19 protein-coding genes are annotated in these 20,514 nt (G+C 46.4%); 4 read left to right on the forward strand and 15 right to left on the reverse strand.

Going from position 1 to position 20,514, the window contains the following annotated elements:
- Positions 1–22: 22 nt before the first annotated feature.
- From MKX40_RS16875 to rpmG, 4 genes are read right to left on the reverse strand one after another with little or no spacing between them, the layout of a single operon-like run.
- Positions 23–1,105 (reverse strand): metal ABC transporter substrate-binding protein, encoded by a 1,083-nt coding sequence (locus tag MKX40_RS16875; protein WP_339234229.1) that lies wholly within the window; start codon positions 1,103–1,105, stop codon positions 23–25.
- Positions 1,092–1,985 carry a metal ABC transporter permease gene (locus MKX40_RS16880; protein WP_339234231.1) on the reverse strand — a complete coding sequence of 298 codons (894 nt, stop codon included), beginning with the start codon at positions 1,983–1,985 and terminating at the stop codon, positions 1,092–1,094. The genes MKX40_RS16875 and MKX40_RS16880 overlap by 14 nt, the downstream gene beginning before the upstream one ends.
- Entirely contained in the window at positions 1,931–2,638 is a 708-nt protein-coding gene (locus MKX40_RS16885; protein ID WP_339234234.1) for a metal ABC transporter ATP-binding protein, read from the reverse strand. Before MKX40_RS16885 ends, MKX40_RS16880 begins: the two co-directional genes overlap by 55 nt.
- A 49-nt stretch (positions 2,639–2,687) precedes the next feature.
- Positions 2,688–2,837 (reverse strand): 50S ribosomal protein L33, encoded by a 150-nt coding sequence (gene rpmG, locus MKX40_RS16890; RefSeq protein WP_036613813.1) that lies wholly within the window; start codon positions 2,835–2,837, stop codon positions 2,688–2,690.
- A 169-nt stretch (positions 2,838–3,006) separates the two neighbouring features.
- Here rpmG and MKX40_RS16895 point away from each other — a divergent pair, with 169 nt between their 5' ends.
- Entirely contained in the window at positions 3,007–3,864 is an 858-nt protein-coding gene (locus tag MKX40_RS16895; protein ID WP_339234236.1) for a hypothetical protein, read from the forward strand.
- A gap of 66 nt (positions 3,865–3,930) precedes the next feature.
- Here the strand turns inward: MKX40_RS16895 and MKX40_RS16900 are convergent, their stop codons facing one another.
- Positions 3,931–5,130, reverse strand: a complete 1,200-nt coding sequence (locus MKX40_RS16900; RefSeq protein WP_339234237.1) for a GTP-binding protein — start codon at positions 5,128–5,130, stop codon at positions 3,931–3,933.
- Between the two features lie 223 nt (positions 5,131–5,353).
- Between MKX40_RS16900 and MKX40_RS16905 the strand changes: the two genes are divergently transcribed.
- Positions 5,354–6,388 carry a permease gene (locus tag MKX40_RS16905; protein ID WP_339234239.1) on the forward strand — a complete coding sequence of 345 codons (1,035 nt, stop codon included), beginning with the start codon at positions 5,354–5,356 and terminating at the stop codon, positions 6,386–6,388.
- Positions 6,389–6,471: 83 nt separating this feature from the next.
- Positions 6,472–7,452, forward strand: a complete 981-nt coding sequence (locus tag MKX40_RS16910) for a TIGR03943 family protein (RefSeq protein ID WP_339234241.1) — start codon at positions 6,472–6,474, stop codon at positions 7,450–7,452.
- A 121-nt stretch (positions 7,453–7,573) separates the two neighbouring features.
- Here the strand turns inward: MKX40_RS16910 and MKX40_RS16915 are convergent, their stop codons facing one another.
- From MKX40_RS16915 to MKX40_RS16940, 6 genes are all read right to left on the reverse strand, one after another.
- Positions 7,574–8,875, reverse strand: a complete 1,302-nt coding sequence (locus tag MKX40_RS16915) for a pyrimidine-nucleoside phosphorylase (protein ID WP_339234243.1) — start codon at positions 8,873–8,875, stop codon at positions 7,574–7,576.
- A 282-nt stretch (positions 8,876–9,157) separates the two neighbouring features.
- The gene (gene deoD, locus MKX40_RS16920; RefSeq protein WP_017688193.1) at positions 9,158–9,865 is read right to left on the reverse strand and encodes a purine-nucleoside phosphorylase; all 708 of its coding nucleotides are present in this window, start codon (positions 9,863–9,865) and stop codon (positions 9,158–9,160) included.
- 99 nt (positions 9,866–9,964) lie between these two features.
- Entirely contained in the window at positions 9,965–11,143 is a 1,179-nt protein-coding gene (gene deoB, locus MKX40_RS16925; protein WP_339234244.1) for a phosphopentomutase, read from the reverse strand.
- 30 nt (positions 11,144–11,173) lie between these two features.
- The gene (locus tag MKX40_RS16930; protein ID WP_339234246.1) at positions 11,174–12,361 is read right to left on the reverse strand and encodes a NupC/NupG family nucleoside CNT transporter; all 1,188 of its coding nucleotides are present in this window, start codon (positions 12,359–12,361) and stop codon (positions 11,174–11,176) included.
- Positions 12,362–12,589: 228 nt separating this feature from the next.
- The gene (gene deoC / locus MKX40_RS16935) at positions 12,590–13,240 is read right to left on the reverse strand and encodes a deoxyribose-phosphate aldolase (protein ID WP_339243108.1); all 651 of its coding nucleotides are present in this window, start codon (positions 13,238–13,240) and stop codon (positions 12,590–12,592) included.
- 214 nt (positions 13,241–13,454) lie between these two features.
- Positions 13,455–14,393 carry a sugar-binding transcriptional regulator gene (locus tag MKX40_RS16940; RefSeq protein WP_339243109.1) on the reverse strand — a complete coding sequence of 313 codons (939 nt, stop codon included), beginning with the start codon at positions 14,391–14,393 and terminating at the stop codon, positions 13,455–13,457.
- Between the two features lie 234 nt (positions 14,394–14,627).
- Between MKX40_RS16940 and MKX40_RS16945 the strand changes: the two genes are divergently transcribed.
- Positions 14,628–15,254: an FMN-dependent NADH-azoreductase gene (locus MKX40_RS16945; RefSeq protein ID WP_339234249.1), complete on the forward strand. Its 627-nt coding sequence runs from the start codon at positions 14,628–14,630 to the stop codon at positions 15,252–15,254.
- A gap of 160 nt (positions 15,255–15,414) precedes the next feature.
- On the opposite strand, the gene MKX40_RS16950 is transcribed toward MKX40_RS16945, so the two are convergent.
- From MKX40_RS16950 to MKX40_RS16965, 4 genes are all read right to left on the reverse strand, one after another.
- Positions 15,415–15,765 carry a hypothetical protein gene (locus MKX40_RS16950; protein WP_339234251.1) on the reverse strand — a complete coding sequence of 117 codons (351 nt, stop codon included), beginning with the start codon at positions 15,763–15,765 and terminating at the stop codon, positions 15,415–15,417.
- Between the two features lie 358 nt (positions 15,766–16,123).
- Positions 16,124–16,786 carry a class II aldolase/adducin family protein gene (locus MKX40_RS16955; RefSeq protein WP_339234253.1) on the reverse strand — a complete coding sequence of 221 codons (663 nt, stop codon included), beginning with the start codon at positions 16,784–16,786 and terminating at the stop codon, positions 16,124–16,126.
- 71 nt (positions 16,787–16,857) lie between these two features.
- Complete coding sequence (locus MKX40_RS16960) at positions 16,858–18,348, reverse strand: rhamnulokinase family protein (RefSeq protein ID WP_339234255.1); 1,491 nt, start codon at positions 18,346–18,348, stop codon at positions 16,858–16,860.
- 125 nt (positions 18,349–18,473) lie between these two features.
- On the reverse strand, positions 18,474–20,264 hold the full coding sequence (locus MKX40_RS16965) for an L-fucose isomerase (RefSeq protein WP_339234258.1): 1,791 nt from the start codon (positions 20,262–20,264) through the stop codon (positions 18,474–18,476).
- Between the last annotated feature and the right edge of the window lie 250 nt (positions 20,265–20,514).

Raw genomic sequence — 20,514 nt, forward strand, 5'->3', positions numbered from 1 at the left:
AAGGCATCAAACTGATCTTTTATTATTCGTTCAATGCCAGTTTTAGAGCCTCCAGATTCTGTCTCATCACACTAATGTAGTCCATTCCCGACGCGATCTCTTTCTCGGTGAGTCCCTCAATCGGGTTCAGTACTGCCGTCTTGGCTCCCACTTCACTTGCAATCGTCTCAGACACTTTGGAGGACACCAGTGTTTCGAAGAAAATCGTCTTCACCTGATGCTCTTTTGCAAAGTCAATGACGGATGCCATCTGCGCTGCCGAAGGTTCTTGTTCCGGAGACAATCCTGCGATGGGCACCTGTTGCAATCCATATTCCTGTGCAAGGTAGCCAAATGCAGCGTGTTGTGTGATGAAATCCTTGCGTTTGCTATCCGCCACAGCCGACTTGAAGTCTTGATCCAGTGACTCCAGCTGAGCAACGTAGGCATCTGCATTCTTCTTGAACTGTTCAGCATGTTCCGGGGCAGCCTGTGCCAATCCCGCTTCAATATTACGTACTTCTTTGACAGCCAGTGCAGGTGACAGCCATACGTGGGGATCCAGTCCACCGTGATCGTGATCATGTCCTTCTTCCGCCTCAGCGTCATGATCATGGTCGTGTTCATCTGTAGTCGCTCCATTCGCATGGTCATGGTCATGATCGTGTTCTGTTGCCTCAGAATCTCCATGATGGTGATCATGTTCTCCACCTTCAAGCAGGTTGATGCCTTTGCTTGCCTCCACCTGAATGAGCGAAGCATTGCTCAAACTTCCAGTGACCTGATCCATCCATGTTTCCATACCCGCACCGTTGTATACAAGTACATCTGCTTTTTCAATGCTGGCAATGTCCTGTGGTGTGGGCTCCCAATCATGAGGCTCCATCCCTGCTGGAACGAGCGTATGCACCTCTGCCAGATCCCCTGCCACATTTTTGGTGAACTCGTACATCGGGTAGAAGCTGACTTGTACGTTTAGTTTGGCAGCTTCACTCTCTGTGGGGGCCGTATTACCGGTACCTGCAGAACTTGCATTTGTATTCGAAGCGGATTGTTGTCCGCAGCCTGCAACGATAAGTGTAAGACTGAACAATAATCCGAGCGTAGCTTTTTTACTGAATTTCATGTGATGTTTTCCTCCTTGAATGGTTGACCCGAATGACGTGCTGTGATTTTGTTTCTCTGCGGTGACGCTTGCGATTGTATCGTGCAATCAGCTTTTGCGCTGATATTCCAGTCAATAGAAAGACCAGCAGGATAAGAGCAATTGTTCCTCCTGGAGGTGTATTTAGATGGTAAGATGTTGTGAGTCCGCTAAAAATACCGATTAATCCTGTAATTACCGCGACAATAATCGCTGCTGTAAAACTTCGAGACACTCTCAGTGCCAAGGCAGCGGGCAGTACTATGAGAGCTGATACCAACAACACACCGACAATGGGCATGGCTGAAGCTACAGTCATTCCTGTCAGAATGGCAAAGGCAAACGATAATCCTTTCACCTGAACACCCCCTATCGAAGCTGTCTCTTCATCAAAGGTAAAGCTGTACAAAGGTCTGCGTAACAGAATGAAAAAAAGTAAACCAAACACACATACACCTGCCATCATCCACAACTGTATATCGCTAACTGCGACAATTGATCCGAATAAGTATGAGCTGAATGCCTTCGACAGATTAGTTTGGAGACTCATTAACACCACAGCAAGGGCCAGCCCCGAAGTCATGATGATCGCTACAGGCACCTCGCTGTAGGTTCGATAACTTCGCCGCAGTTGTTCAACCAATAATGCACCGATCAATGCGACAGCGAATCCACAGATGACCGGGTTAAGATTCATGACTGAACCGAGCGCAACCCCTGCGAGTGAGACGTGGGATAACGTGTCTGCCATTAGTACCTGCCGCCTGAGCATCAGATAGACTCCGAGAATTGGAGCGATGACTCCAATCAGTCCCCCTGCCCAGAAGGCACGTTGCATGAATTCGTACTCAAACACTGCCATTCCTCACTTTCTTGCCGCTCCAGAGTTATCGTTCGGTCCAATCGATCTCCCATTTCTTCCAGCCCGTGAGTAACCATAATAATGGTGATCCCATGTTCATCAGCATAGTGGCGCATCAGATTGTAGAATCCTTCACGACTGTGGCGGTCCATTCCTGTTGTAGGCTCATCCAGTACCAGAACCTGCGGTTGCCCAGCCATCGCTCTCGCGATACAGATCCTCTGCTTCTGTCCACCGGACAGTTCACCAACTCGTGTATTCCGATACTCCCACATGCCAACTTCACGCAAACTGCGTTCAACGATGGCATCCTGCTCTACTGTGAATCTGCGGAATAGTCCCAGCTTGGTGTAACACCCTGACCGAACCAGTTCAATTACGGTGCTGGGGAATCCACTATTAAACGATGCCACCTGCTGGGGCACATAACCGATATTGGAGTTGTTCCCACGTTTCAACTGTGGATTCATATGTATCGTGCCGCTCCAGGGCTTGAGCAGCCCCAGCAGCAGCTTTAACAGGGTCGTTTTGGCAGAACCATTGGGACCTGTGATGCCAATGAACTCTCCCACATGGATATCCAGCGACAGTTGATCAATGACTGGCTCTTTGCCATATCCAAATACAACATCACGCATGGAAGATAGGATCATGCCGCTCCCTCTTTTCGTAAATTTTACGATTTAAAAACAACAAAAAAATTCATCTGGTTTCCCGGTGGATCGTCATTTTCTTCAAACGTGGGGAATACTTTTTCATCTCAAGTCTCTCCGGATGGTTACGCTTATTTTTGGTTGTTGTGTAGTTGCGATCGCCGCACTCGGTGCAGGCTAAGGTTACAATGACTCTCATGGTTGTTTCCTCCTCTTATTTAATCGTAATAATTACTATTTAATGATATTAGCCTATGCCTTTTCTTTTGTCAACTTAATATCTACTACAGTAAAATTTTGTATGCATATTATAATTTCATATGATATACTGCTTTGGTATCATTACACTTTACCTACGGAGGAACTAGATGAAGATCAAAAAATCAACTTTTATTGGGTCATTGGTAGCATGCAGTTTGGCTTTCGGTGCCCTGGGTGTAGCAGCTTCAAACGGAATTCAAGATATTGAAGCAGCACTCGACAGCAACATTAGCTTTAAAGTAAACGGTTTGTCTTGGACACCCAAGAATGAAGCTGGAGATAAACTGAATGCTCTGGTATATGACGGTGATATATACTTGCCTGTAAGTACCACAGCCGAAGCACTCGGAGCCAACGTATCTCTGAATGTTAGCAACAAAGTTGTAAGTATCACTAATTCAGGAAGCAGTAAGCCCAGCAGTTCGAGTAGTAATAACAGCAGTACAGGTGCCAAAGGTTCTGAAGATTCAAGTAAACCAAGTAGTTCAAGTAACTCAAGCACTTCAGGCTCAATCAAGATGACTGGAACTGACGCTCAGATGATCGTCAAATTGCAAAAAGAATCTTTAACACTGATCAAAATGTATGGTAAAGCACTTAAAACAGGAAGCACTAGTGAATTTGATAAATACATAGATGCTAAAGTTATTGAAAATCCCGAGATCGACATTTTTGATCTGGGTAAGCAATCCCAGAAAGATAAATTTAAGACTACAGTCAAAGGTATCATTGCAGCAAATGATAAAAAAACGCTGACTAAATATGCAGATCAGTTGATTAATGTGAAATCAGCTGATTTTAAAGTGATTGCAATGGATGATAAAACCAAAACAAGACACAGTTTCAAAGCCATTTATTATCCACAAGGATGGACGGGTTCCTATGGAGTGTACCTTACCTTTGTGTTTAGTCCGCAAAAAAGCGGCAACGGTGATTTTTATTTTGGCGATTTGTACTTTAGCTAAAACCTTCAATACAATATCATCATTGATCTTCAGGGGCACTATTGCACTTGAAGATCTTTTCTTTTGTCAACTCCACGCCGGAAAAGGATCTTTCAATTCACGCCAGTTCAATTGCATCTCCTCCTCCGTAAGAAGAGTCTCATCCAAAGTACGTTCAATCTCTGCCCGATCCATATCAATGCCGATAAATACTAATTTCGTCACCCGGTCACCCCACTCATCATCCCAATCCGGTATGTTTGGTAATGTATCGCCAAAGTGAAGTTGCCTTTCCTCCTCACTCATCGCACCTACCCATATTCCTGCTGGCGCAAGCTGCTTCGATGTCCCTGCATGACTGAACGAAATCGCCATATGGTTCCTTGTCGCCAGCCACATCAGACCCTTGGATCGCATGATGCTATCTGGATATTTGGCAATCCAACGCAGCAAGCGTTCCGGGTGGAATGGACGTTTACGATGATAGACAAACGAATGTATTCCATATTCTTCGGTCTCGGGTGTATGCTCTTCTTTCATCAATTCGCGGATCCAGCCCGCGGACTGGCTTGCTTTTTCAAAATCAAAACGTCCTGTATTCAATATTTCTCTGGGATCAATCTGCCCATGTGTTGTGCGAATGAGCTTGGCTTCCGGCTGCATGGCGTGTAACGCCTTTTCAAGCTTTGTCAGTTCTTCCTCCAACACCAGATCACATTTATTCAAAATCAGCACATCACAGAATTCCACTTGGTCCGTCAACAGATGAACAATTCCTCGAACATCGTCCTCGCCGGCTTCCTGTCCACGGTCCTTCAATGTTTCTTTGGAATAAAAATCACGCCAGAACTGGGCAGCATCAACAACCGTAACCATCGTGTCCAGACGAGTGAATTTCGTCAAATCAATGCCGAGTTCCTCATCAATATACGTAAACGTCTGTGCAACAGGCACCGGCTCTCCAATACCCGTGGATTCAATCAATATGTAGTCAAAAGAACCATCCAGCGCCAGCCGCTCAACTTCTTTCAGCAGATCCTCCCGCAACGTGCAGCAGATGCAACCATTCGACATCTCTACCAGCTTTTCATCAATACGTGATAATCCTCCACCATCTCGTATTAAGCCTGCATCGATGTTAACCTCACTAAGATCATTCACGATGACAGCAACCCGCATTCCCTCGCGATTATGAAGCACATGATTGAGCAGTGTCGTTTTGCCTGCACCCAAATATCCACTAAGTACGGTTACTGGAACCCGATGTTGAACCTGTTGATCTGACATTTCTACTTCCTCCACTCTGTTTAAGTTGTAGCCTTAATCGTAATTATTACTATTAAGTATGATCAATCCGAACTATACCTCAGTTTTCTTTAGATTGTCAACTCTACTATGATAAAGAATCTTGATTAATCGTAAAAATGTTGATTAGAACACAGGAATGATGTATGTTGCCGCACGTACAAGCATATATTTTAGCAAAGTCCGAGTTGTGGAGGTCTGTTTCATGAAAATGGCAGCCAATCTGAAGCTCCTGTCCTTCCTGATCCCTTGTGCATTTCTTGTTCCCGTGTTGATCACGATGGCTCCAGATCTGAAGGAAGCATGGAACAGTGAAGCTTTGCAAAATATGAAAACCGTATTCATAGGTATTTTCCTTGAAGCCGCACCGTTTCTGCTCATGGGTGTGTTATTGTCTTCGCTCATGCAGTGGTTCGTATCCGAAGAAATGGTCCGCAGACTTACGCCTAAGAACCCGATCGGCGGTGTGCTGGTTGCGGGGCTGCTTGGTATTATTTTTCCTATCTGTGAATGTGGCATGATCCCGGTCGTAAGAAGGTTGATGCACAAAGGCATGCCTGCCTATATCGCAGTTACGTTCATCTTGAGTGGGCCTGTAGTGAATCCCATCGTATTTACCGCAACCTTGCTCGCCTTTCCCTCCCATCCTGAGATTACCATTGCCCGCATGGGACTGGCCTTTGCCGTGGCAGCTTCCATAGGTGGATTGGTATATGTGTTCGTTCGTCGAAATCCCCTTCGGTTGCCAAAAGTTGCAGTGACAGAGGTCAAGACGCATCCTGGATTTAAAATGGCTCAACCTCATGCTCATGCAAATGCTCATGAACACAACCATGTGAAAAACTGGCGCAGCTTCTTCATTCATGCCGGAGATGAATTTGTCGATATGAGCAAATATCTGGTGATCGGTGCCCTGATTACAGCCTGCATCCAGACATTCATTAGCCGCAGTGATCTGATCTCACTTGGCAATGGTCCTGTCGCCTCCTATGTGTTCATGATGGCCTTTGCTTATGTACTGTCTCTCTGCTCCACTTCGGATGCTTTTGTGGCTTCTGCGTTCTCCCATACGTTTGCACTGGGGCCACTGGTATCCTTCCTTGTGTTAGGTCCGATGCTGGATTTTAAAAGCACGCTTATGCTGCTCTCGACCTTCCGTACCCGGTTTGTTATCGGTCTAAGTCTGGCGATTATCACACTCGTCTTTGTCGGCTCTTGGTTGATTAACCTGCTGGTATAAACGTTGAGCAACATACTTCATGATCTGAATGGTTAACCCCATGAACTTTCATCCTGACTATGATATAGAAATGAGGTGATGATATGAACCACACTGTTTATACGATAACCAAATCTCCTGTTCCAAGATCACACTTCATCCAATGGCATAACCTGATCCGTGCAGGATGGATCGGCGGGTTAGCAGTATACATTATTCACTTGAATTCGAGTGATTCTCTTCATTATTATTTGGCACCAACGATGCAAAAATTGCTGTTATGCTGCCCTGTTCCCTTTTTATTTATTGCTGTTATCATGGCTTGGCATGGATTATTCGGCAGAAACGAGGTTCATTGCGACTGTGAACATCCACCGCCTTCCGGTTTGCTACGTAGCTCGTTGGTCTATAGTCTGATTGCTATTCCCTTGTTGCTGGGATTTCTGTTACCTGATCGGGCTCTTGGCAGCTCTATGGCCAGTCAAAAAGGCATGTCTCTCACCTATGCTCCTCCGGAGATTCGTCGTAAAGAGCCTTTACCTGAAACAGTAAAATTAAATGTACAGGATCTGACCCAACCATCAACGGCTGTTCAGTCTGCATCGTCTGCAAAAGTTCAATTCGTTCCGCCGGATGAGTACAGCCGTGAATTCGCAGAACTGGCAGAGAAGTTGTATGCCGAACAGGTCATTCGAGTCTATCCTGAAATTTTCTCTGAAACACTCGGCACGATCGATATGTTCCAGCGACAATTTGCAGGCAAAGATATCTCGTTATCCGGGTTTGTTTATCGGGACAAAAGCATGGATCATGAATCACATTTTGCACTCGGACGATTTCTCGTCATGTGCTGTCCTGCTGATGCTGCTCCCTTCGGCGTCATGGTTCACATCCCAGAAGCAAATAATCTCCCTACTGACAGCTGGGTGCAAATCGATGGCACCATCGGCTCTGCACAAGTAGATGGCAAAGATACCATTGAGATTCGTGCAACAAAGGTGACACCTGTATCCGAGCCGTCCACGCCTTACATTTATACAAGTGCGGACTCGGTGATGGCGTATGAACAAATAAAGAATCAATAATCGCTAGTGAGTAACCGTTTTTTCTTCAGTAAAAAAAGCCCCAAAACTATGGATTTCATAGTCTGGGGCTTTCGTGTTCAGTCAGATATTAGATTAGATTTCATCTGCTCTGATTTGTTTATTATTCCGTAACGATATCATGAACCAATACAGGAGCATCGGCATGATCCGCAATCGTAATGTTTTCTTTGATCTTCGCAATGACATCTGCTACATCTTCACGATTCGCATGGATCGTTACGAGGGACTCACCAGCTTTGACTGGGTCACCGACTTTTTTGTTCAGCATCAGACCAACCGCGAGATCGATTTCAGACTCTTTTGTTGCACGGCCCGCGCCCAGCAGCATTGCAGCAGTTCCGATTTCGTCAGCAACGATTCCGGCAACATAGCCGTCTTTGTCTGCTGGAACCTCAACCAGGAATTGTGCTTGTGGCAAACGATCTGGATGATCCACAACCGAAGCGTCTCCGCCTTGGTTTGCCAGGAAATCTTTGAATTTCTCCAGTGCTTTACCATTCTGGATCACTTCTTTCAATTTCTCCTCAGCATGCTCCAAAGAATCTGCCTTACCAGCAAGGAATACCATCTGACGTCCAAGTGCCAGGCACAATTCTTCCAGATCTTTCGGGCCTTTACCTTGCAGGGTGAGGATAGCTTCTTTTACTTCAAGCGCGTTACCAATCGCCAGACCCAGTGGTTGGGACATGTCGGAGATAACCGCCATCGTTTTACGTCCAACATTGTTACCAATGCTAACCATGGCATGTGCCAATTCTTTAGCATCTTCCGTTGTTTTCATGAATGCACCTGCACCCGTCTTAACATCCAATACAATCGCATCTGCACCTGCTGCAATTTTCTTGCTCATGATGGAGCTGGCGATCAGTGGGATGGAGTTAACGGTAGCTGTTACATCACGCAGAGCATAGAGTTTCTTGTCAGCTGGCGTGAGGTTACCACTTTGTCCGATAACGGCAACCTTATGCTCGTTGACGAGACGAATGAACTCTTCTTTTTCAAGCTCTACATGGAAACCAGCAACGGATTCAAGCTTGTCGGTTGTACCACCCGTGTGACCAAGTCCACGTCCGGACATTTTAGCAACAGGGACATCAAGCGCAGCAACGAGCGGAGCGAGTACCAATGTTGTTGTATCACCCACTCCTCCTGTGGAGTGCTTGTCTACTTTGATTCCTTCGATAGCAGACAGGTCAATCGTTTCACCGGAATTCACCATCGACATAGTCAAATCCGCGCGTTCCTTGTCTGTCATATCTTTGAAGAATACCGCCATCGCCCATGCGCTGACTTGATAGTCCGGAATCTCTCCTTGTGTATATCCTTGAACAACAAAATCAATCTCAGCTGTTGTCAGTTCTTTTCCGTCGCGTTTCTTGGCAATAATGTCTACCATTCTCATGATGATCTCTCCTTGTGTGTGTATTGATTGTATAGAACACTTTGTAGTTAGACCGTTCTGGCCCCGGATCGTTCTTATGATCGCTGTTGTCTCCAAGTATTTTTGATCCATTTTACAATGGAGAAAACTCCGAGACAGCGTATCCTTCCGAAGCAGCTTTCTTTCAGAAAGCTTTTAGGCGAACGCTAACGCTTCTTCAGAATCGATTCCGTTTCCTTCACTCCGTGCTTAAAACAAAAGTTTCGATCAAAATCAAATGATGATGAATATAAAATACAACAATTACAGTGTGATTGCTGTGTCCAGAGCCACTACCATCATGTCGTTAAACGTTTTTTGACGCTCTTCGGCAGATGTTTCTTCGCCTGTCAGCAAGTGGTCACTTACTGTCAGGATGGTCAGTGCGTTAACACCGAACTTGGCAGCGATGGTGTACAGTGCTGTTGTTTCCATCTCTACGCCGAGTACGCCGTGCTTCATCAATTTCTCAGTGACGGAACGATCATCACGGTAGAATGAATCGGAGCTGAACACGTTACCGACATGAATCTTCATGCCTTTAGCTGTTGCACGGTCATATGCTTCTTTCAGCAGAGAGAACGTAGCGATTGGCGAGAAGTCATATCCACCAAATACATGTTTGTTCATGCTGGAATCCGTACATGCTGCTTGTGCAAGGATGACGTCACGTACACGTACATGCTCCTGCATACCGCCGCAAGTCCCTACACGAATTAGGTTTTTCACGCCATATTCACTGATTAACTCGTTAGCATAGATTGCAAAAGACGGAATGCCCATCCCTGAACCTTGTACCGAAATCCGGTGTCCTTGATATGTACCTGTGTAACCAAGCATTCCACGAACCTCGTTGTAACATACAACATCTTCGAGGTACGTATCTGCAATATACTTCGCGCGCAAAGGGTCTCCTGGCAATAGGATTGTTTCTGCGATATCTCCGGGTTTTGCTCCAATATGTGTACTCATGAATGAATCTCCTCCAGTTATATATTTAGTCTATTATGATGGCAGGAACCGGAGCAGCAGAGCTACTCCGATATCCCCTATCCAGTTTTCAGCAAAAACCTATTTCAGATCCTTCAGGAAGCTTGTGCCGTGTTCCGGCATTTTCACGCCAAAGTTCTCAGCTACGGTTGCACCAAGGTCAGCAAAAGTGCTGCGCAGATCAAGCTGTTTGCCCTCGCTGAAGCGCGGAGAGTAGGCAAGCAGCGGAACATATTCACGTGTATGATCTGTACCACGGTAAGTTGGATCGTTACCATGATCAGCTGTAATCAGCAGCAGGTCATCGTTGGTCATTTTGGCAAAAATCTCTGGCAGTCTTGCATCATAGTCTTCAAGCGCCTGAGCATACCCTTGTGGATCACGACGGTGACCATATAGGGCATCAAAGTCAACCAGGTTCAGGAAGCTGAGTCCAGTGAACGCTTCATCCATCGTTTCAGACAACTTGTCCATGCCATCCATGTTAGAAACGGTACGAACAGCCTTGGTTACACCTTCGCCATCATAGATATCTGCGATTTTACCGAGGGCAATCACATCAAATCCGCTATCTTGCAGTTCATTCATTACTGTACGACCAAAAGGTTTGAGCGCGTAGTCATGACGATTCGCAGTACGTTTCCAGTTACCCGCTTCACCGACAAATGGACGGGCAATAATGCGGCCGAGCATGTACGGATCTTCAAGTGTTATTTCACGGCAGAACTCACAGATCTCATACAGTTCTTTCAGTGGAACAACGTCCTCATGTGCTGCAATTTGCAGAACCGAATCCGCGGATGTGTAGACGATGAGCGCGCCAGTTTCAACATGCTCTGCACCCAGTTCATCCAGAATTTCAGTGCCACTTGCCGGTTTGTTACCGATGACCTTCCGGCCCGTTTTCTCTTCAATGCGCTGAATCAACTCATCGGGAAAACCATTCTCGAACACACGGAAAGGTGTATCAATATAAAGACCCATGAGCTCCCAATGACCTGTCATGGTGTCTTTACCTCTGGATGCTTCCTGCATCTTGGTGTAATACGCTTTAGGTGCATCCGCTACAGGCACACCCTCAATTTCTTTGATATTGGACAGTCCGAGACTGGCCATGTGAGGCATGTTCAGACCTCCGCGTTCACGTGCAATGTGACCAAAGGTATCTACATCAAAATCATCAAATTCTGCTGCATCCGGCGCTTCGCCGATCCCTACAGAATCCATAACAATCAGATGTACTCTTTTAAATGTTGACATAACCTAAGCACTCCTTCCAAATAATCCAGCTTACAAGAACAGTCCAGTAATAATCGCTGACAGCACGCTGACAAGCGATGCACCGTAAAGCAGCTTAAGACCGAAGCGGGCGACCACATTACCTTGCTTCTCATGGAGTCCCTTCACCGCACCAGCAATGATACCGATGGAGGAGAAGTTGGCGAACGACACGAGGAAGACGGATACGATACCCGTTGTTCTGGCAGACATTGCAGTCTCCTTCAAATTAAGCATAGCGACAAATTCGTTGGATACCATTTTGGTTGCCATAATACTTCCTGCCTGAATCGCTTCTTTCCATGGAACACCCATGATGAAGGCAAATGGTGCAAACACATAACCAAGCAGCTCTTGGAACGAAATGCCAAGCACCGAGCTGAAGACTCCGTTAACAAGGGCAATCAAGGCAACAAAACCGATTAACATCGCAGCTACGATGATAGCAACTTTGAATCCATCCAGGATGTACTCGCCGAGCATTTCGAAGAACGATTGTTTCTCTTCATCCTGCACTTCCAATATATCTTCTTCTTCCGTCACCCGATAAGGGTTAACGATCGAAGCAATGATAAAACCGCCAAACAGGTTCAGTACAAGAGCTGTAACCACATATTTCGGCTCGATCATGGTCATATAAGCACCAACGATGGACATCGAGACCGTGGACATCGCCGAAGCACACAAGGTGTACAGCCGATGTTTTGGCAACAACCCAATTTGTTTTTTCACAGAAATGAACACTTCAGATTGCCCCAGTACAGCCGAAGCAACCGCGTTATATGATTCCAGTTTGCCCATTCCGTTGATTTTGCTTAATACCAGACCAATATATTTTATAACAAAAGGCAAGATTCGGATATACTGCAATATCCCAATAAGTGCCGAGATGACAACAATCGGCATCAACACATTCAGGAAGAAGGGCGCCCCCCCGCTCTCTGCACCTACGGTAGTTAAACCCCCAAATACAAATGCGATACCTTCATTCGCATAGTCGAGTAAACTTTTAAATACGGTAGCGAAACCGCCAATTAAAAAAGTACCCACTCCTGTATTCAACAGAGCATAAGCTAGTATAACTTGCAAAACAATCATGATAGCCAGCGGCCGGTAACGTATCTGTTTTTTACCGTTGCTTGCGATATAAGCCAGTCCAAAAACAACGAGTAAGCCGATAATGGCAATTAGAAATTTCATTTGATCTCTCCTTTGAAGGTAGTTAAGCCGGATGTGAAATTCAGCTCAAAGGGTGCTTAAAGCATTTTTAACAGTAATCTTTCAGAAAACTTATGAAGCGCTTACAATAAGTTCCGTTAATTAAAATATAAGTGTAAATTGTATTCCCTGTACCTGAGACGAACGCTCAAGTACAGAGAACATAACATTACTTTTGTTGGATAAGCTTGTGCTTGTTCAACCTTTTGCTTAATAAGAAGATGTAGATTGACCGCCCTGCATAATCTTCACGCCAGAGCTTGCACCGATCCGAGTCGCACCCGCTTCAATCATTTTCTGCATATCTTCCAGGCTACGTACACCACCGGAAGCTTTAACGCCAACATCAGGACCTACAGTACGACGCATCAAAGCGATATCTTCTGGCGTTGCTCCACCTGTAGAGAAACCTGTAGAGGTTTTAACAAAATCAGCTCCAGCTCGTACAGCTGCCTGACAAGCACGTACTTTCTCATCATCCGTCAACAGACAAGTTTCAATAATAACTTTCACCAAAGCTTTACCCGCAGCCGCTTCAACGACAGCACGAATATCTTGTTCAACATAATCATCCTTGCCATCTTTCAAAGCACTGATGTTGATGACCATATCGACTTCAGTTGCACCTTTAGCAATCGCATCCTTGGTTTCGAAAGCTTTTGTTTCCGTTGTGGATGCTCCCAGAGGGAAACCAATAACGGTGCAGATGTCTACGCCAGTACCCTGCAACTGCTCAGCAGCATAAGCAACCCAACCTGGGTTAACACATACAGAAGCAAATTGATATTGCTTCGCTTCTTCGGTTAACTTGGCCATTTCACTTTGCGTTGCGTCCGCACGAAGCAACGTATGGTCGATCATTTTAGCTAATTGTGGTGTAGTCAATTGAATCTCTCCCTTATCTGAACTAGTTATTTTCTATACCCTTACACTAACATGAACATATGTAAAAATCAACTTGAACTTTTGTTCACACCTTGACTTACCGTTCTTGCCTCATTATATTTTCTGCCTAACAAAGCAAAACATCCGCCCTTTTTACGTGGCAGATGTTGTCATCCATATCCATTTGAAATTAGAACCGCAGTAATGCCTGGGCTGTGTACTGATCCGTAACCAAAATATTCGCATAATGACCTTTAAGCGCGGCGTGAATCGCTTCAATTTTGCGTTGGCCCCCGGCGACCAGGATTGATTTTTCCTTATTTCTCAATTCAGCCAAGTCAATACCGACGGTTCTACTGTTAATCTCTTCACTGATCAACTGACCTTCCGCATCGAAAAAGCGTGAACAAATGTCACCTGCACCAGAGTTCATTAATAATTGTTGCTCTTCTTCATTGAAGTAACCGAGCCTGAACAGTAATGCATCTTCTTTCACAGTACCCACGGTGAACAAAGCGATATTGGCCTGTCTGCCAAGTTCTACAATTCTGCCGATATGCCGATCGGCCTCCACCATGTTCTTCACTTCAATGTTGTCGAAAATAACGGGCAGTGGCAAATACCTTGGTACCGTGTGGAAAGCTTCAGCGAATAAATGTACAATCTCAGCGGCATACGTATTGACATGGGAGTGGCTTACTCCCCCCTTCAATTGTACAACTTCGACACCTTTAACCTGCTTGGGACGGAGCTGACGTGCTACGGCATGCATGGTTGTTCCCCAAGTCACCCCGATAATATCCGCATCCTGAACCGTCTCCTGAAGGTAGTCTGCTGCTCGTTTGCTGATATGCTTCTGTATTTCCTCATCACTCTTCAACGGGGCAAAACACACAAGTGCCGTATCCAGATCATATTTCGACCTGAGTTCTCCGGCAATGATATCGATATCCTCCAACGGGTCCATTATTTCAATCCGGACGTATCCCCGATCTTTCGCATACTGAAGTAACCTTGATACGGTTGGACGCGACACGCCCAATCTTGCAGCAATATCCTGCTGGCTGTAATCGGACTGATAATACAATTTCGCTGCTTCAATGCTTAATCGTTGCTTCTCCAGGTCCATTCCCATGTGCGCTCATCTCACTCATCCCTATTATCGTTGGAACACAAATACTCGTCCTGTATATTATACATGGATTTAGTATCTGGTTACTATATAGCATTCAATTCAGTATCGGCTCCATCCATTCAATTCCTTTCTGACGTATAAAACGAGGAAAACGATGCATACTACTGCGGTCGCTTCATTATTGCCAAGATTGGTTCGACCATTAATCGCACAGAGAGGAAGAACTGCATGTCTACCTTATTGTATATTACTGCCCATCCTCATGATCATGAAACCTCCTTCAGCATGGCTACGGGCAAAGCATTTATTGATGCGTATCGTGAAAGTCACCCTTCCGATGAGGTTGTTCACCTCGATCTGTACCGCTCGGATATTCCGCATATCGATGCGGATGTCTTCAGTGGCTGGGGCAAACTGCAATCGGGCAGTGACCTGACTTCGGAAGAGCAGGCGAAAGTAAGCCGTTTGAATGAACTGTCGGATCAATTTGCCTCAGCAGATAAATATGTTTTTGTAACCCCGATGTGGAACTTCTCATTTCCTCCCATTCTGAAGGCATATGTGGACTCTATCTGTGTGGCCGGCAAAACATTCCGGTATACAGAACAAGGTCCTGTTGGACTGTTGTCTGACAAAAAAGCGCTGCATATTCAAGCACGCGGTGGCATTTATTCCGAAGGCCCAGCGGCTCAGATGGAATCCGGTCATCGTTATCTAAGCATTATCATGTCATTTCTCGGTGTGCCGAAGCTTGATGGCATCTTTGTAGAGGGACATAATCAATATAAAGATCGTACAGATGAGATCAAGCAACAAGCCATTGAACAGGCGCGTACTTTCGCAAAACAGTTTTAGAGAGGTAGTTTCATCCCATCTTCTCGGTACTGAAAACCTAACTTTTTGAACACTCACTTAGAGTGTATTAAACAAAACTGAACCAAAAACAAAACCCGCGTGTGACCTAGGGATATTCCCAGGAAACACGCGGGTTTTCAATGTATAATCAACCTAGAGCTTATTGACGTCCAGCGCTGGCACGGCTCATCGTTTCAAGTTTACGTGTAATCGCATGACGGTCCACTTTCAATCCCCATATCATCTCGATAATCTGCTCTTTCTCTTCCGGATTGTCCGCATGCTTCAGTTGCATTAACAGATCATGCATCTGTTCATTAATGCCTTCAAATTGGTTCCATAGATCCTGTCTTACCTCTGTTGAATCCAGATGATGATTCGCATCGACTTCTTCCTTCAATGCTTGCAGAATGGCATCTTTCCATTCGTCATCACCTAGCTGTTTCGCAATGTTCAGGAGATCCAGATAATCGTCAACAAGAAGTGAGTTCAATTCAGCATGTGTTTTCATCGTTTATTGCATCCCCTTTTCGTCTATTTACCAAGTATTATACTCGGTATTTCAGCATATGCAATAGCTGTCGGAAAAAGTTGCTTTATGTAGCCTGTGCCTATCCATTCAGATAGCTGCATAACAGTCCGCGTTCTGTTCCGCTTACGCCTGGACCAAGGCAGTAGAAAACCAACTACAACGCATTGTTCGGATTTGTGCTGATAGCCACGAATCCAACCTTCGATGCTTTCTAATTCAACAATAAAAAAGAGCATTTTACATCCTTTAGTCCAACGTTTAGCTGGAGGATGCAAACTGCCCTCATGGAAGTAATATTTTGAATCATGAACACACTCACGAAGGAACAAATAAGGTCTCAGGACTCGAGTTGTTGCAGCAACTGCACACGGTATGCTTCACTCTCAAGGGATTGAATTTCCTTGTATTCTTCGGCAGTAAGCACTTTGGGTTCCCCCGCTGCCTTGGCGATCATATACACCTTCGCACTTTCTTCCACGACCTGGGTGCGGTAATAGGCTTCACGGAGGTTTTTACCCGTTGTGACCAATCCGTGATTGACTAGAATGAGTGCCGTATGTTCCTCTACCTTTGCTGAGACTGCATCCGCGAGAAGTTTGGTCGTTGGCAGAACGTAAGGCACGAATCCGATATCACCCACCAATGCGGATTGATCCGGAAACAAGTGTGGCAATTCATTGAAAACGAGACTGAGTGCGATTGTATATGCCGGATGTGTATGTACAATGGCTTGAATATCCGGATTCACACGATAGCTGTACAGATGCATCAAGACTTCAGAGGAAGGGCGTGTTGCTCCGGCACGAGTCTCCCCTGTCTCGATATCAATTGCAATCCATTCTTCAGGCTCCAGATCTTCAAGCGCGTAACCACTCGGAGACAACAGCATCGTTCCCCCAGAGCGGGCACTCAGATTGCCGCCGGGTCCTACCACCAACCCTTGAGCAACTGCTCTGCGGGCATATTTCGTCAGCTCTTCCCTTATTTGCTGTTCAGACATGTTCCTCACCACTCCTCGAACTTTTCTTTTTTAGCATTTTGCGTCCATGCTCATTACTTTGAATCTGTTCATTACCTTTTTATGTGATTCAGACTTTGGTAGTTTTCATAAGCTTCTTGCCACACCTCTGTATCCTCAGGTTCATAGGTTTCGGGGGAAAAGGAAGCAGCCATGACCTCCCGAACATCGGCCAAGCTACTCACTTCTCCATGGGCAAGGAATTGCAGCATGCAATTCCCGGCTGAAGTCGCCTCTGCGGGGCCTGCCACCACCGGTACACCGGCTGCATTGGCTGTAAACTGACACAATAGTCGATTGTGCACACCGCCACCAACCATATGAATGACACCAGGTCTTGTACCTGTAATCAACTGCAGTTCATCCAGCGTCTGTCTGAATTCCAGAGCAAGACTTTCCAGAATGCAGCGTACAACCGCTCCAGTCGATTCAGGTACAGTCTGTCCGCTGGCGCTGCATTGTTGCCGTATTCGCTCAGCCATATTCCCTGGCGCCAAATATACGCTATCTCCCGGCGATACGTAACTTTGATGCGGCGTTGCCAAGGCAGCCAGCTGAACCAGTTCTTCATGTGTGAAACGTTGATTCTCCCGTTCCCATTGCCGTTTGCATTCCTGTAGCAGCCACAGACCTGAACGATTTTTCAGGGTACGCACTTTACCACTTACGGTGCCTTCATTGGTGAATCCCAATGCACGGCTTCGGTCATCCAATACAGGTGTATCACGCTCCACACCCATAAGAGACCAGGTTCCACAGCTGATAAAAGCGAAATTCGAATCCATCGCAGGGATGGCTGCCAAGGCAGATGCGGTATCATGTGAGCCCACAGAGACCACCTGCATCGGTCCAGTCCGTAATTCGGCGCACAACTCAGGTGTTAAATTGCCCAGTATGGTACCAGGCTGAACGAGTTTTGGAAATAATGTTTCCGGTAGACCGAGACGCCCGAACAGGTGCTTATTCCATCGCGCCTCACCTGCATGCAACAGCCCGCTGGTACTTGCAATCGTATATTCACAAGCCTGCTGACCGGATAGATAATAGTGAAATAAATCCGGCATGAATAACATCCGCACATCCGGACGCAAACCTTCGGCCTGCTCTCGTACACTCCCTAGCAGTTGAAATACGGTGTTGATCTGCTGCGGCAGGACACCGGACATGGCATACAGTTCTTCTTCTTTCACCATGTGCAGAACTTCTTCCATCCACTGTGCATTGCGTGCTTCCCTATAGTGACGTGGGTTCGAGCACAATCTTCCCGCACCATCCACCAATCCATAGTCCACCCCCCATGTATCCACTGCTATTGAACGGACCGATGGAGAGATACCTTGCGTCCCTTTCACAATGCCTTGTTTTAATTCATGAAAAAGTCGCAGGAAATCCCAATACAATCCGCCCCCCAGCTGCACGGGTTCGTTGTTGAATCGATGTACTTCTTGTAACGAGAGTTTGCTTCCATCAAAAGAACCCCGGACTACACGTCCACTACCAGCACCGTAATCGGCAGCAAGCACATGTGTTGCTTGATCGCCCAATCTACCAAGCCTCCTTAACGCTACGCGATGAGCCGTATTCAAGTTCTGAACACAGCTTTCAAGAGAACGCCATGGTACCTTCATTTCACAAGGAACATGGCGTTTGACAGGAATGGAACTTTATTTTAACGATACAACGGGCCAAACACACTGCAAGCACGGTAGTCTGCACTCTCGGGTTCACTGGTGCCGAATAATCCCCATGCACGCGGGCGGAAAATCTCCGATTCTGGTACATTATGCATATTTACCGGAATGCGAAGCATGGAAGCGAGCGTAATCAGATCAGCACCGATGTGTCCATACGAGATGGAGCCATGGTTCGCACCCCACTGATTCATGACCTCGTATACGGAAGTAAACGCTCCTGCCCCGGTTAGAACAGGTGCAAACCAGGTGGATGGCCAGGTTGGATCTGTCCGTTGATCCAGCGTATCATGCACGGCTTCAGGCAGATCGACCGTGTAACCCTGAGCGATCTGCAGCACTGGTCCCAGTCCTTTGACAAGATTCAGACGTGTCATCGTTACGGGCATACCACCTTTGGTCAGGAAATCCGCAGAATAGCCGCCTCCGCGGAAATATTCAACGGATGCCGGTCTCCACGATGTTGCTTTCAGACAGTCCTGAACTTCCTCATCTGTAATTTCCCAGAAAGGCTTAAGGACAGGCTTCCCGTCTCTAGACTGTTGTCCTGTGCCATCCAAAGCTGCGGAACCGGAGTTAATCAGATGCAAAATGCCATCCTTCGCGTTTCCTTCCAACTGATGCCCCGTCACACGCTGTACCGAATCCGGACTCCAATACGTACGTACATCAGCGAAGATCTGAGCCGTATGTGTGAGCAACGAACCGAACAACATCGATACGCCATTCAAGCTATCATTCTCTGTTGCAACCAGATAGGGCGCGCGCTTGCCATTCCAGTCAAAGGAAGAGTTTAATATCGACTCCAGAAAATCTCCATTTGGAGAATGGTCCGTCCACTGCCGTTGTCCCTGGAAGCCGGATACAATCGCGTGGTGGCCCATCGATTCCTCTGTAAACCCAAGCTCTGCCAATCTCGGGTTGCCCGCCATCAAGTCACGCACGATTTGGGTCATTTTCACAACCGTTTCCCATTCGTACTCTTTGCGTTTACGATCCGTTTGCAGATGGGCAGCGTTGTTATCCGGACCTTCGCTACAATTCTCCTTCACCCATGCCAGCGCGAGCTTATACTCCTCGGGGTCGTAGATTTCTTCTCCGATACGGCGAGTAAGTTCGCTCATATCCACGTATTCATTGCGCATACCCAAATACTCCTGGAAAAATGAATCATTCACAATCGAACCCGCAATTCCCATGGATACCGATCCAATGGACAGATACGCTTGCCCTTTCAAGGTAGCGGCTGCAAGACCCGCACGGCTGAACCGGAGCAATTTCTCACGCACATCATCAGGAATCGTTGTATCCCCGCCGTCTTGCACATCCTCTCCATAGATCCCAAAGGCCGGAATCCCCTTCTGTGCGTGGGCAGAGAGTACCGCTGCCAGATATACTGCACCCGGACGTTCAGTCCCGTTAAAACCCCAGATGGCAGTAGGGATGGATGGCGACATATCCATGGTTTCCGTACCATAACACCAGCATGGTGTCACGGTGATCGTTACGCCCACATTGGAACGACTGAACAGTTCAGATGCTGCGGCCGCCTCGGCCACACCGCCAATACAAGTCTCAGCGACAACACATTCCACCGCGGAACCGTCCGGGTAACGCAGTTCGGCTGCAAGCAGCTCGGCAACGGATGTCGCCATCCGCATCGTCTGCTCTTCCAGTGACTCACGGACCCCTTTGCGTCTTCCATCAATCGTTGGACGAATACCAATCTTGGGGAAAGCCTGCTTATAACGATAATCCTGATGTGTCATACTAAAGTGTCCTCCTTCAATTCGTTTCATAGAATTTGGGTTGAATTGAGAAATCTTTTGTCTGATCCATGTGTATTGAATGGCATGAGATAGTGATGGTATTACAACCGATACCCGGGTGGCACACAAGAACTGCATATACAGATTATCAAGAGCTTTCTCGACTATTGAATACGTTTACATGTTTGAAAAAATACCAATAAACCATTTCATTAATCAGCTATATATGTAGTTCCTCTATTCTAGAAAA

It is taken from the genome of Paenibacillus sp. FSL R5-0517 (assembly GCF_037974355.1).
GTDB lineage: Bacteria > Bacillota > Bacilli > Paenibacillales > Paenibacillaceae > Paenibacillus.

Coding starts and splice junctions, on each gene's coding strand:
- MKX40_RS16940 (WP_339243109.1), bottom strand. CDS start 14,393: ATGGACCTGGAGAAGCAACGATTAAGCATTGAAGCAGCGAAATTGTAT.
- MKX40_RS16895 (WP_339234236.1), top strand. CDS start 3,007: ATGAAGATCAAAAAATCAACTTTTATTGGGTCATTGGTAGCATGCAGT.
- MKX40_RS16955 (WP_339234253.1), bottom strand. CDS start 16,786: ATGTCTGAACAGCAAATAAGGGAAGAGCTGACGAAATATGCCCGCAGA.
- deoD (WP_017688193.1), bottom strand. CDS start 9,865: ATGAGTACACATATTGGAGCAAAACCCGGAGATATCGCAGAAACAATC.
- MKX40_RS16880 (WP_339234231.1), bottom strand. CDS start 1,985: ATGGCAGTGTTTGAGTACGAATTCATGCAACGTGCCTTCTGGGCAGGG.
- deoC (WP_339243108.1), bottom strand. CDS start 13,240: ATGATCGACCATACGTTGCTTCGTGCGGACGCAACGCAAAGTGAAATG.
- MKX40_RS16945 (WP_339234249.1), top strand. CDS start 14,628: ATGTCTACCTTATTGTATATTACTGCCCATCCTCATGATCATGAAACC.
- deoB (WP_339234244.1), bottom strand. CDS start 11,143: ATGTCAACATTTAAAAGAGTACATCTGATTGTTATGGATTCTGTAGGG.
- MKX40_RS16965 (WP_339234258.1), bottom strand. CDS start 20,264: ATGACACATCAGGATTATCGTTATAAGCAGGCTTTCCCCAAGATTGGT.
- MKX40_RS16910 (WP_339234241.1), top strand. CDS start 6,472: ATGAACCACACTGTTTATACGATAACCAAATCTCCTGTTCCAAGATCA.
- rpmG (WP_036613813.1), bottom strand. CDS start 2,837: ATGAGAGTCATTGTAACCTTAGCCTGCACCGAGTGCGGCGATCGCAAC.
- MKX40_RS16905 (WP_339234239.1), top strand. CDS start 5,354: ATGAAAATGGCAGCCAATCTGAAGCTCCTGTCCTTCCTGATCCCTTGT.
- MKX40_RS16875 (WP_339234229.1), bottom strand. CDS start 1,105: ATGAAATTCAGTAAAAAAGCTACGCTCGGATTATTGTTCAGTCTTACA.
- MKX40_RS16950 (WP_339234251.1), bottom strand. CDS start 15,765: ATGAAAACACATGCTGAATTGAACTCACTTCTTGTTGACGATTATCTG.
- MKX40_RS16900 (WP_339234237.1), bottom strand. CDS start 5,130: ATGTCAGATCAACAGGTTCAACATCGGGTTCCAGTAACCGTACTTAGT.
- MKX40_RS16915 (WP_339234243.1), bottom strand. CDS start 8,875: ATGAGAATGGTAGACATTATTGCCAAGAAACGCGACGGAAAAGAACTG.
- MKX40_RS16930 (WP_339234246.1), bottom strand. CDS start 12,361: ATGAAATTTCTAATTGCCATTATCGGCTTACTCGTTGTTTTTGGACTG.
- MKX40_RS16885 (WP_339234234.1), bottom strand. CDS start 2,638: ATGATCCTATCTTCCATGCGTGATGTTGTATTTGGATATGGCAAAGAG.